Annotated in this window: 5 protein-coding genes; 3 read left to right on the top strand and 2 right to left on the bottom strand. The window is 50.7% G+C overall.

Annotated features, from left to right (window positions below):
- Positions 1-242: 242 nt before the first annotated feature.
- On the bottom strand, positions 243-3,116 hold the full coding sequence (pulA, locus tag EHW56_RS03305) for a pullulanase-type alpha-1,6-glucosidase (RefSeq protein ID WP_227988116.1): 2,874 nt from the start codon (positions 3,114-3,116) through the stop codon (positions 243-245).
- Positions 3,117-3,307: 191 nt separating this feature from the next.
- The gene (gene malT / locus EHW56_RS03310; protein WP_152798592.1) at positions 3,308-6,016 is read right to left on the bottom strand and encodes an HTH-type transcriptional regulator MalT; all 2,709 of its coding nucleotides are present in this window, start codon (positions 6,014-6,016) and stop codon (positions 3,308-3,310) included.
- A gap of 505 nt (positions 6,017-6,521) precedes the next feature.
- Here malT and EHW56_RS03315 point away from each other — a divergent pair.
- The 3 genes from EHW56_RS03315 to glgB all read left to right on the top strand — a co-directional run bounded on the left by EHW56_RS03315 (position 6,522) and on the right by glgB (position 13,285).
- Positions 6,522-8,972: a glycogen/starch/alpha-glucan phosphorylase gene (locus tag EHW56_RS03315; protein WP_152798594.1), complete on the top strand. Its 2,451-nt coding sequence runs from the start codon at positions 6,522-6,524 to the stop codon at positions 8,970-8,972.
- Between the two features lie 116 nt (positions 8,973-9,088).
- Complete coding sequence (gene malQ / locus EHW56_RS03320) at positions 9,089-11,275, top strand: 4-alpha-glucanotransferase (RefSeq protein WP_152798596.1); 2,187 nt, start codon at positions 9,089-9,091, stop codon at positions 11,273-11,275.
- A gap of 84 nt (positions 11,276-11,359) precedes the next feature.
- A complete protein-coding gene (glgB, locus tag EHW56_RS03325; protein WP_152798598.1) occupies positions 11,360-13,285 on the top strand; it encodes a 1,4-alpha-glucan branching protein GlgB in 1,926 nt (641 codons plus the stop codon).
- Positions 13,286-13,370: the final 85 nt, after the last annotated feature.

Consider the following 13,370-nt stretch of genomic DNA (forward strand, 5'->3'; position numbering starts at 1 on the left):
ATCCTGTACTCGGGTGTTGAGTGAACCGATCAGCGTTTATGCCAATAGCAACACAAAAAACGAGGAAATACTGTCAAAGCGTATTCAAGCGTTGATATCACTATAAATAACGCGAGCGCGGGCCATAAAACTAGTGTAATTAATGGCCTTTTAATGGGGGGACGCGGTCGATGAGGATTGTGCTACGGATAGATGTCCGGGCGGCAAGTGAAACGGGGGAGCCGCACTCCCCCATATAATAGTTAAGGTTGATGAGGTTTCTCGAATACGGCGACGGACCAAGCGGGTACGGTGAGTTTGCCGTTGGTCACTTGAGCAGCCCTTTGGTTATACGCTATCGAGCGGTTGCCCACATTAGCTTGCAAGCTGTGAAGTTGATAGCCGGTGGCGTCGATGTTGGCAAAGTCATTGATGGCTTGGCTTGAGGCATTGATCGCGACGATAATGCCGTCTCGCGTCGCATCAATCGAGCTGTCGTGCAGACTGCCATTATCAAGCAGCATCACAATTAGCCCGGGAATTTGTGAGTCGCCCGTATTGTGAAAGCTGATACGCTGCTTGATCACACTGCCTTGGCCTAAGTGGAACAGCCCTGATGAAGTGCGCAGTGCCACCAGCTCATTAAAGTAGCTGTCCATGTTGCTGATTGCCTGTGGTGTTGGTTTGGCCTCGCTGTTGTGGTTGGCAATCACGGTTTTAATCGTTGGCCAGTTGTCGCCGTCTTTATCTTCACGCGGCAGCCCTTGATCCCACTGCGTGGTTTGTTGGGTAAAGTCGACGCGGTTATACCAATCGCCTGAGTCGTAGGAGTCACGCTGCATGGATTTTGAACGAAGCAGTTCGCTGCCCATGTGAATAAAAGGCATCCCTTGTCCCAGCAGTGCCGTTGAGAGTGACACGGCTTGGGCGCGAACGCGTGTTGCGAGCGGCATGGCATAAGGGAATTTGTATTGATTGTTATCCCACAGGGTTTGGTTGTCGTGTTTGGAGACATAGTTTTGAACTTCCCATGCATCTTGCGCGTAACCAGCCGGTTGACCGTTGTAATCGACCTGGTCGCCTCGGACCGTATCCCCATTGGCAATCTGTAACTGAAAATCTTTTAAGTTACCCGCCATGCCCAAACGAACTAGATCGGCATTATGCAGGGCACTGGCTCTTTCCCCGCTGATTTGCTGTTGTAAATCATTGGGCGCGACCCACTGACCATTGCCAAAGCCTTGGTTTTTGCGTAGAGACTCGCCACCATCGAATGGACCGCCGCCACGAACCGCATCCCGAAGTCGGTCAGAAAACGAGCCAATGCCTGTGCCTGCAAGGTTTGTTTGGGTGGCTTGGACAAACTGGCGATCGTTGGCGACTTCACCGAAGTTCCAACCTTCACCATAGAAATACACATCTGGGTTGATGGCGCGGGCAACGGCAAGTGTGTGCTCGATCTGGGCCAGCGGATGATGACCCATCAAATCCCAACGGAAGGCATCTATTTTGTAGTCTTTCACCCAGGTGGCAATCGAGTCATCGATCAGTTTGGCAAACATGCGATGCTCAGGCGCGGTGTTTGAGCAGCAAGTGGATTGTTCAACGTCTCCAGTGACGGGGTTAAGGCGCTGATAATACCAAGGCACGACTTTATCCAGCACAGAATAGGGCCCTAAGCCTGCTTGGTGGGTGTGGTTGTAGACCACGTCCATTACCACATTCATGCCGATATTCTGTTTAATTGCCATGATCATTTTACGAAACTCGAGGATACGCGCGGTGCCTTCAGGCTCGGTCGCATAACTGCCTTCGGGCACGGTGTAATGGAAAGGATCGTAACCCCAGTTAAAGCTGTCGTACTGACGCATCGCCGCCATCACGGTTTGCACATAGGGGGTATCCGCACTGTCTTGGGTGGCTAAATCCGTCAAGGCCGCTTGGATGGTTTGGTTGTTGTCGCACTCACTCGCCAGCCTTGGCGTCTCTTTCAGCGAAGGTGCTTTGTCACATAGCGTGGAGAAACGGTCGGTTAAATCGATACGTTGCGCCGTGTCTTCGTTGATGGAGGCAATATCAAACACGGGGAGCAGGTGTAAGTGGGTGACGCCGGATTGAGAAAGCGCTTTTAAGTGATTGACCGGGGCGGTGCTATTTTGGGTAAAAGCCAGATACTTACCGCGTAGATTGTCTGGTGTGGATTGATCGAGTGCGGAAAAATCACGCACGTGCGCCTCATAAATCACACTGTTGGCAGGGTTTTGCTGCGAGTGAGGTGCACTCAGCGTATCCCAGCCACTGGGTTTAAGCGCGGGCGCATTTAGATCCACCACCTGCGAATAGCTGGAGTTGGTCGATAAGCTATGTGAGTAAGGGTCAGTGACTTCGAGACGCTCGATACGATGCGTGGTGGGGTGATAAACCGATAGTTGATAGCGGTAATAGTCGCCATGATTCAGCGCCGTGGTGGCAACATGCCAGCTTCCTGAGTTGGTGTCGAAGTCCATTTTAATTGGCGTTTGGCGCTGCTTTGGCGCGTTTTGTTCGCTCGTCGATTGATAGGGCACTAGCGAGACTTGCTGTGCGGTGGGAGCCCATATACGAAATTCAGTGTGTCCCGCGTCAGGGATGGCACCAAGGGTAAGTTTTTCGGCGTGTTCGGCATACAAGGCATCAAGCGCCCGCGCCGGTTGCACATCGGTTGCGGTTAGTACGGTATCACCGTCTTTGGCGATGGCGAGAAGCTGTCCTTTAAGCCATTGCTTCAGGGCAATGTTGGCGCTAACAAAGTCAAAATCGAACCCTTTGACGTTACCTTGCAAATGGGGAAACGATGTCTGCCAATTATCGCTCGTGGTAAGGGTGGACTCGACACTCGCAGTGGCGTTTTCCACTTGCTGCGTGTCCGGGTTATAGCGCATCGTGCCATCAGCGGAGTAATACAAGGTGAGCGAGGTGGCGTTAGTTTGATGGGTGAGCAGGGTATCGGCGTCAGCAAATAGCACACTGGCATCGCTGGTGCCCGCGTCTCTAGGGGGCAAATTGGGGTCGTTTTCGATTTTGCAACCCGCTAACGCTATGGTAGCTGCAACGGCGACCGGTGTGCCGAGTGGTTGCAAAAAGTGAGTGCGCTTCATTGATCTTTCCTCATTTATCAATACTGAGCGCAGCTTACTCAAGGAGGGCATCTACCATGCGTGATCGGGTTAAAATTCAGCGTGTCATTACAGAAAAGATGATGAAATTCAGCAAAGTATCACGAAAGGTAGGGGGAGAGCGCGAGGCCTCTACGCCCCCAAGAAAAGCCTGAGGGCGTAGACAGGGTTGACTAATTCCCCATAAGTTGTAAAAGGTTTTCGGCGGTGACGACCGCTTCTTTGCGGTTAGCGATATTGAGCTTTTGATATAAATTACGAATATGGGTTTTGATCGTTGTTCCCGCGACATCCAATTCATGGGCGATTTGCTCGTTACTGAAGCCTGAATAAATTAAGCCGAGCACTTGCCACTCGCGTTGTGTCAATGAGCTGGTTCGCACGAGCTCTGGCACGTTAGGGTGGTTGACCAACTTTTCGACAAAGGCTTCATCAAAGTGCGTTGAACGAGAGCGTTGATGGCTCGCAATTTCCTTGAGGAGTTGTTGCGCGCGGTGGCGTTCGAGGGCGCCGAGTGCGTGTTGTTCAATTAACGCATGCAGGAGCGGGGAGAGCGCCTCGCCCTCAATCAAAAAGTTACCCATCATGCCGGTTTGATTGGTGAGGATCAGCGCATCTTGCAAGAGGCTTTTGGCGTATTCTGTCTCTTGTTCTTTGCTGGCAAGGACGGCTTCAACAATCAAATTGCGGTTTTTATCGGTCACCAAATTGGCTCTGTTCGCTTCGCGGCGCAGAAAATCAATCGCTTGACGTGCTTGGTCATACTGACCCAAATGCAGATGCGCACGGGCAATGTTTCGCCACTGAAGCTGGCTAAAGTGGTTGCAGGCGGTCGCGGGGCGAACGGCTTGATGTAACCACTCATCCATATTGGTCAGTTCGTTTTTGGCGTGCCAATAGAGCAATAGCGAGAGTGACGCGTTAGCGGTCCAATCAACATGATAAACTGATTCTCGAAGAAGGTGCTCTATGTGCTCAATGCTTTTGGCCGCTTTATCTAACTCACCGCGGCTAACGGCCACGCGTGCGAGCATGGAGTAACTATGCAAATGCTTGCTCGGTGGCTGATTTTCTAAAACCTGCAGTCCTTTGTAGGCGCAAGCTTCGGCTTCATCAAGCCGGTTCCAACACCATAAGATTTGGGCACGTAGACGTAAGGCAAACTCGTGGAGAGGGACTTGATGCAGTTGTTGATCCTCAATGAGCTGATCGGCGCTGTCGAGCAACTCAAACGCGGCTTGCACATAGCCTTGCGCAAGTAAGATCTCACTTTGTTGTAAAATCGCCCAAAGTGCTTGATGGTAAACTTGATGTTGCCGCGCTAATTTCTCGGTTTGTTGCATCATGGATAAGGCGCGATCCAGCTCACCGAGCACATGATTCACTTCTCCCACAACCGAGGTAGCGACAATGCGACCGCGGTAATTGGCGCTATCGAGTTGCTCGAGCGCTTTTTCTGCCAGCTGCATCGCCTGCTCAGGATTATTCGCGTTAATGGCCACTTGGGCGAGCAACGCATTGGCATTGCCTTGGTAATCGATATCAAGTGGGATTTGTCGGGTTTGATAGGCTTTTTCTGCACTGGCTAAAAGTTCGCCAACTTCATGATACCTGTGCTGACTTTGCGCTAACCAAGCGCGTAGCAGGCTTAAATTTGGGTATTGGTATAAAAGCTCGTCACTGAGTTTGATAATCGCGGCTTCTAGTGTCGACAATTCACCACGATTAAACATACGCCAGCCGTGCTGATTGAGTATATCGGCCAACAATGCATCGTCTTTGGCGTAGCGTGCATGACGCAACGCTTGATGGGGAGATTGTAACTTCAACCATGCCAGTGCGGCTTGTCTATGCAAGGGTTGTTGTTGGTGAGGGATCCGTGCTTGGCGCTCATGAGCCAAAAACTCCGCGAATAGATGGTGGAATCGGAACCAGTTGTTATCTCCCTCAAGTGGATAAATAAACAAGCCATAACGATTCAGTGACTCGAGCATATTCAATGCATCTTCGCGTTCAGTGAGTGCGAAAACCAACTCGTCATTAAACATCTCTAGTACGGAGACTTTCATGAGAAATTGTCGTGTCTCAGCATCAAGCAAATCAAACACTTCTTCGGCCAAATAGTCCCAAAGGTGGGCATGGTTAAAACCAGCGTAAGACGCGGCGCTTTGCATCAGGGTGCGCTTTTGGTGCTGCGCTTGAATCGCAATGAGCTGCAAGGCTGACGGCCAACCTTCAACGTAGTTGCATAATGCGTTCGCCGTGGATTCATCCACGCCATCGTCGACACGTTGATTAAAAAAGCGCGTCGTTTCTTCGTTATCGAACGCGAGAAGCTCGTTGCCGATCTCAATCATCAAGTCGCGTACGCGTAAATTCGCGGTGCCCAGTGGAGGGTTGGCGCGTGAGGTGACCACCAAAGTGAGATTATCTGGCATGTGCTTAATGAAAAAGCGCATCGCCTCATGAATCTCCTCGTTATCAATGAGCTGATAGTCATCCAACACCAAATAGCTAGTGGCATGAAACCCTGCCAGTTCAGCAAAGACATCAGACAAGAGCGCACGAAGTGATGAGAATTGGCGTTTTTCCGCCAGCTTTATCGTGTTGGCGCAGCCCTCTTGGGTAGCGTGGTGCAGCGCTTGCAGTAAGTAGTTAATGAAGCGAAAGCTGTCGTTGTCACTATCATCAATGCTAAACCAGCCGACATTGGATTGATCCGCGAGCCATTGTGCAGCCATGGTGGTTTTGCCATATCCGGCCGGAGAGCGAAACAGCACCAGCTTATAGTGAGGGGCTTGTTGTAAAATATCGAGCACACGCGGGCGTAATATCGCGTTATAAAGCCGTCCAGGCCGAGTCAGCTTTGATGGGATCCACATAAGACACTGTCCTTCACTGCAAATGCGGTGCGACCTTTTTGGTGCGCACCTCTGTCCTGATTGCAGTGTATGTAACTTCAAACGCACAAACTATGATCTATCCCTGATCTCTTAACGGATGCCCCAATTTAGTGCAGCTACGCCTTTTAATTGTGATTTATATCACTTAAACGTGATATTGGTGGCCTTTTTAATGATTGAGATACACATCCATCTCGGTTTATTAGGGCTTAATTTGCGTTAGCGCACAAAAATCACAAAAGGAAAGCGATGTTTTTCACCGTGGACGTAGCCCCTTTTTTGTTTCATAGCGTGACTTAGGTCACTCGATAAAGGGCTGCTCATGGATTTGATGAGAGGCGGCTCACTATTGCTATGTGACCTGGCTCTCTACGCCCTGTGGTCTCCTCCTTTGATGAGAATGACGTGGGAGGATGTTTGCCGTGCTCGGGTTGGGCAGGATGAATAACCATCAAGGTTTCATTCCATTATCGAGAGCGACGACATGACACCAAAACAGCAACATGCGTTTGATAAAAGTGCGTTTAAAATCAGTATGGTTCAACACCTAACCCAGCTAGGTCACGCACCAGACACCGCTCAGCTACGCGACTGGTACCTCGCACTGGGCCGTGCATTAGCCGAACATACCACGAGTGATCTGGTAGCCACCGAACACGATCAAGCCATTAAACAAGCTAAAAGTGTTAACTATTTATCCCTCGAGTTTTTGATTGGTCGGTTAACCGGCAACAATTTAATTAGCATGGGCTTGTACGATGCGATTGCCGATGCCGTGAGTGAGCTTGGCCTCGGGTTAACGGATTTACTTGAACAAGAGCGTGATCCGTCTTTGGGCAATGGCGGCTTGGGGCGTCTCGCCGCTTGCTTTATGGATTCATTGGCGGCCCAACAGTATCCTGCGGTCGGCTATGGCTTGCACTATGAATATGGTTTGTTCCGCCAGTCATTCAAAGAGGGCGCACAACAAGAAGCACCGGATGCGTGGCGTGAGCCTGAAGGTTACCCGTGGGAAGTGGTACGTCCTGACTTAGCGCAAACCATTGGTTTTTATGGCCATGTAGAGGTGATTGAGGACTCAGGGCACACGTACCGTCAGTGGGTGCCGGGCATGAAAATTCAGGCCATGCCCTGGGATCTGCCGATTGTGGGTTATCAAAGCAATACTGTGTACCCATTGCGCCTGTGGGAAGGACGGGCGTTAACGCCGTTTGCCCTTGATGCCTTTAATGACGGTGACTATACCCAGGCTCAGCAATCCGCCATCGCTGCAGGGAATTTGACCAAAGTCTTGTACCCCAACGATAACCACGATGCGGGTAAAACATTGCGCTTAATGCAGCAGTATTTCCACAGTGCAGCTTCTGTAGCAGACATTCTCCGTCGTCATCTAGAGGCAGGGCATGCATTGGCCGCATTACCAGACTACGAAACCATTCAGTTGAACGATACTCACCCCACCATCGCTATTCCTGAGCTGATGCGCGTATTGCTGGATGATTATCGTCTGGGCTGGGATGAGGCTTGGTCCATCGCCAGTCGTACCTTTGCTTACACCAACCACACCTTACTGCCCGAAGCGCTGGAAACCTGGAGTGAGGCGTTGATTGCCAGTTTGCTGCCGCGTCATATGGAGATCATTTTTGAGATCAACCATCGCTTCATGCAAGAGGTAGAAGCGAAGTGGCCCGGCGATGTGGCCAAAAAGCAGGTGTTGTCTGTGATTGACGACAAAGGTGAGCGCATGGTGCGCATGGCTAATTTATGTGTGGTTGGCTCTTATGCGGTGAATGGCGTTGCCGCCTTGCATTCTCAGTTGGTTAAGCGTGATTTATTCCCAGAATTTGACGCGCTATACCCAGGGCGTATTCAAAATGTGACCAATGGCATCACACCGCGTCGTTGGTTGAAGTTCTGTAATCCTGATTTGTCCAACTTGATCAGTGAAAAAATCGGTGAGCAGTGGCCAGCGCAATTGGAGCAACTCGAGCAGATAGCACAATATGCGGATGACACTGCTTTTCAAAAGACATTTATGGATGTCAAAAAGCGCAACAAGCAGCGTTTGGCGGGATGGGTCAAAGAGCACCTCGATATCACCCTAAATACCGATGCGATTTTTGATGTACAAATTAAGCGTCTGCATGAATATAAGCGCCAGCACCTTAATCTATTACACGTCATTTCACTGTACCAGCGCCTCATCAATGAGCCGAATTTCGATATGGCGCCGCGTGTGGTCTTTTTTGCTGCGAAAGCGGCACCTGGCTATGAATTAGCAAAATCGATCATCTATGCGATTAATAAGGTGGCTGAAACCATTAATAATGACCCACGAGTCGGTGACAAGCTCAAAGTGGTATTTATTCCTGATTATCGTGTCAGTATGGCGGAAATCATTATTCCTGCTGCCGATGTGTCTGAGCAGATTTCTATGGCCGGTAAAGAAGCGTCTGGCACGGGGAACATGAAAATGGCACTCAACGGCGCGCTCACCATTGGCACCATGGATGGCGCGAACGTGGAAATCCGTGAAGAAGTGGGTGACGACAACATCTATATCTTTGGTCTTGATGTCGATGGCGTCACGGCGTTGCGCAAAAAAGGCTATCAGCCTGAAGCGGTCTATCATAGACAGCCTCTATTGAAGGCCGCCTTGGACAGTCTGTTGGATGAGACGTTTACGCCAGGTCAGCCTGGGGCGTTGCGTCCTGTCTTTGACAGTGTCATGGGTAGCGGCGACCCGTACCTGTGTTTGGCTGACTTTGCCGATTACGTGCGCGCACACAATGACATTGACCGTGATTACCGTGACGCGTCTCAGTGGGCACGCAAAGCGATTTTGAATACCGCGTTAGTGGGCAAATTTAGCTCAGACCGCTCAATTCGTGATTACGTTAATAACATTTGGCAGTTAGAAGCGATTAAGCGCTAATTGCAAAATAATGGGTTAACAACCTCATAGATGGCAGGGAATGAGCCTTGCCATCTAACAATAATGACAACAATATTGCCCAATAAAAGAAGGGGGCAGACCCCTCGGAGAAAGCGATGAAAGAATCTGCATTGAAGACAGTCGCACAAATGGCCAACCTCGCTGATCGCTATATCAGTGCATGGGGCTCAGAAGCGGCCGTGCCGGACAGTACCTTACATGACTTACTAACGTCACTTGGCTATGACACACGAAATGACGAGGCGCTATTGGCATCGGCGGCGAAGAAACATAAAGCGGATGTGCTCGCGCCCGTGCAAGTGGTACAGGAGAATGAGCCAGTCGAAATTGCGCTTCATTTAGGGACCAGTGCGCGAGAAAGTGACTTTAGTTGGCGGCTGGAAACCGAACAGGGCGAGTGCTTTGAGGGTTACTTACAGTCACAAATCGTTCGCGATGAGCGCAGTAATGGCGGCCCATTAGTGTTTAGCCTGCCTTGCTCCCTACCGTGGGGCTATCATCGCCTTTCTGTGATACGTAAACGGCGTCAATCACCGTACCAAATGACGCTCATCATGGCGCCTACTCAATGCTATAAACAACCTGAACTGGATCAACACAAAAAAATGTGGGGCCCGAGTATTCAGCTCTACACACTGCGTACCCCTCACAACTGGGGGATTGGTGATTTTGGTGACTTGAAACAATTGGTCAGTGAGCTCGCCTCGCGTGGCGCGGACTTTGTTGGCCTTAACCCCATTCATGCGTTGTTCCCTGCTAATCCAGAAGCCGCGAGCCCTTATAGTCCCTCATCACGCCGCTGGCTTAATCTTTTGTACATTGATGTGAGCAACGTTCGTGAGTTTTGTTTGAGCGCCCGTGCGCAGCAACTCGTGGGCAGTGCCGAGTTCCAGCGCCGCCTGCAAGCAGTGCGCGACACTCACTGGGTCGATTATAGCGAAGTCGCCGCCCTAAAAATGGCCGTATTGCCTTTGTTGTTTCAAGAGTTTAAGCAACGCGAGCTGCTGCAACAGACTCGACGTGGCCGTGCGTTTTTAGACTTTATTGAAAAAGGCGGAGAGAGCTTAAAACAGCAAGCCACCTTTGATGCCTTGCATCAACATTTACGCGCGGAAGACCCTCATGCGTGGGGCTGGCCCGTATTCCCTGAAAAATATCGTCGCTATGAAAATGCAGCGACGCAAGCATTTATCGAGCAGCACAGTGACGACATTCAACTGTACATGTATTTACAGTGGATTGCCGAAGGTCAAATGGAAGAGGTACAAGCCATTGCTGAAGAGCAGGGGATGTCGCTGGGCTTGTACCGTGATCTCGCTGTTGGGGTGTCAGACGCGGGAAGCGAAACCTGGTCGGACAACTCGCCCTTAGTACTGGATGCCAGTATCGGTGCGCCGCCGGATGTGTTAGGACCTCGGGGGCAAAACTGGGGCTTACCGCCATTTGATCCGCAAGCACTGAAACACACTGGCTATCATGCCTACATCGAGTTGTTGCGGGCCAATATGCGTCATTGTGGGGCTTTACGTATCGATCATGTACTGGGCTTGCTGCGCTTATGGTGGATCCCTAAGGGGAAAAATGCCACCGAGGGCGCTTACTTGTACTATCCCGTTAAAGACATGCTCGCGATTTTAGCGCTTGAGTCGCACCGTCATCAATGCAGTGTGATTGGCGAGGACTTGGGGACGGTACCCGATGAAATTGGTGCGTTACTTGCGGATGCGGGCGTGCATTCCTACAAGGTATTCTTCTTTGAAACCTCAGAAGAGGACGGGGGCTTTATTTCTCCGGCGCACTATACCGAGCAGGCGATGGCGACGCTTTCCACCCATGATATGCCAACCATTCGTGGCTTTTGGCATTGCGACGATTTAAAACTGGGTCAAGAGCTCGGCCTATACCCAGATGAAGCACAACTTCAACAATTGTTTGATGATCGTTTGAAAGCCAAGCAGGGCATTTTAGACAGTGTGCGCTGGCATGGCATGCTACCAGATGGGGTTGGGGGCGATGCGCGTTATGTGCCGATGGATGGTCACTTGTGCCGCGCGTTGCAATTGCATGTTGCCGCTGGCAAGTCAGCACTATTAAGCGTCCAGTTGGAAGACTGGTTGGATATGGACAAGCCCGTCAATATCCCTGGTACGGTAGACGAATATCCCAACTGGCGGCGTAAGCTTTCGGCCAGTTTGGAAACGCTCTTTAGCCGTGAAGAGTTGAATCAACTTGCCAGAGACTTATCTCGGGTGCGCATGCAAGCGAGTCGGCAAACGTCGTAACCACCATACCATGCTCTAACGCTCTATCCTCAGTGCCAGCCAACACGCATAGGATGGAGCGTTTTTTTATATAAGGAGTCGCTGATGCCAGATTCTTCCATTTCAATACTGCCCCAGTCTATTCAGCCTGATCATTTTGCAATTGATATGGCTGCTTTATATAACCCGAGAGTTGCACATCAGCAAATGGGCGCGCATCCGGTGACGTTACCCGTCGCGGGCAAACCGGTCGAGGGTGTACGGTTTGTGCTCTTTGCGCCTCATGCACAATCAGTGAGTGTGATCGGTGATTGGAACCAATGGCAGGCAGAGGCTGGAAGCCTTATTGCCATCGAAGGTGGATTTTGGGTGGGGTTTGTCGCTCATCTTGGCCTTAATCAACGCTACAAATATGCGTTAACGGGTCCCGATGGACAATGTTTACCGCACAAGGCCGATCCTTATGGTGTGTATGCTGAACAATACCCGTCATTTGCTTCTCTGACCTATGATCAACATGCTTATCAATGGCACGATCAGCAGTGGCAAGACCGCCCCGTGACTGAAAAACATACGCAAGCGCTCTCTTTTTATGAGCTTCACCTTGGTTCGTGGCAGCGAGATGCATCGGGTCAGTGTCTGGGCTATCGTGAGCTTGCTCACCGTTTAGTCCCTTACTTGGTGGAAATGGGTTATACCCATGTAGAGCTGATGCCAGTCAGTGAGCATCCTTTTTATGGTTCTTGGGGCTATCAGCCAGTGGGGCTTTTCGCGCCGACTAGCCGCTATGGCTCGCCGGATGATTTTAAGTACTTGGTGGATTGTTGCCACCAAGCGGGCATTGGCGTCATTCTCGACTGGGTGCCGGGACATTTCCCTACCGATGATCATGGTTTGGCCTATTTCGATGGTACGCCCTTATATCATGACCCCGATCCACGACGTGGCTGGCACAACGACTGGCATTGTCATCTTTACGATATGGGTAAAGAGCATGTGCGCCGCTTTTTGGTGAATAATGCACTGTATTGGCTCGATCAGTTTCACATTGATGGTTTGCGTGTCGATGCCGTCGCGTCGATGCTTTATCTCGATTACTCGCGTGAGCAGGATCAATGGGTCCCCAACGTGGATGGCGGCAATGAGAACTACGACGCCATTGCCACGTTAAAATGGATGAACGAGTCGGTTTATCACTATTTTCCCAATGCGATGACGATTGCCGAAGAATCGACCACGTTTCCCGGGGTCTCTTCGCCAATTTATGCGGGTGGCCTGGGTTTCGGGTTTAAATGGAACATGGGTTGGATGAATGACAGTTTACGTTATATCCGTGAAGAGCCGGTGTATCGATGCTATCACCACGACACGCTAACATTTCCATTGGTTTATGCGTTTGGCGAGAACTATGTACTGCCTCTGTCTCACGATGAAGTGGTGTATGGAAAAGGTTCGTTGATCGGTAAAATGCCCGGTGACGAGTGGCAGCAAACGGCGAACTTACGTGCCTATTTGGGCTACATGTATGGCCAGCCGGGGAAAAAACTCAATTTTATGGGCACGGAGATGGGTCAGACTGCAGAGTGGAACCATGACAGCCAGCTTGAATGGCATTTGCTGCAATACGGTCGCCATCAAGGTATCCAAACATGGGTGAAAGCGCTGAACCACCTGTATGTCTCAACGCCGGCGCTGCATCGCCTCGACTGCGATCCGGCAGGATTTGAGTGGCGGTTAAAAGACGCTGCAGATATTAGCGTGATAGCCCATGAGCGGCTTGGCGATGACGGCTCGCGGGTGCTGGTGGTGAGTAACTTCACCCCTGTCCCCCGGGATGGTTTTCAGCTGGGTGTGCCGATGAGTGGCGACTACCAATTGGTATTAAACTCGGATGATGAGGCGTTTTGGGGCAGTGGGTATCCCGTTTACGCAACGCTTAGCACCGATAAAAGCGCGGCGCACGATCAACCCCAATCGCTAACATTGAATCTCCCCCCATTAGCCACTGTGTTTTATTGCTGGCAAGGGTGAAGGTACTGAGCCCTTTGGGCGACAAAATGAAGATTGCGCCAAGTTAATCCTTGGCGTTTTTTCTGTCTGAATCGGTACCATAAAA

It is taken from the genome of Salinivibrio sp. VGrn1, from assembly GCF_009377995.1.
GTDB lineage: Bacteria > Pseudomonadota > Gammaproteobacteria > Enterobacterales > Vibrionaceae > Salinivibrio > Salinivibrio siamensis.

What these genes read in the sequence shown, in the direction of transcription:
- pulA (WP_227988116.1), bottom strand. Translation starts at nt 3,116, where the DNA reads ATGAAGCGCACTCACTTTTTGCAACCACTCGGCACACCGGTCGCCGTT.
- malT (WP_152798592.1), bottom strand. Translation starts at nt 6,016, where the DNA reads ATGTGGATCCCATCAAAGCTGACTCGGCCTGGACGGCTTTATAACGCG.
- EHW56_RS03315 (WP_152798594.1), top strand. Translation starts at nt 6,522, where the DNA reads ATGACACCAAAACAGCAACATGCGTTTGATAAAAGTGCGTTTAAAATC.
- malQ (WP_152798596.1), top strand. Translation starts at nt 9,089, where the DNA reads ATGAAAGAATCTGCATTGAAGACAGTCGCACAAATGGCCAACCTCGCT.
- glgB (WP_152798598.1), top strand. Translation starts at nt 11,360, where the DNA reads ATGCCAGATTCTTCCATTTCAATACTGCCCCAGTCTATTCAGCCTGAT.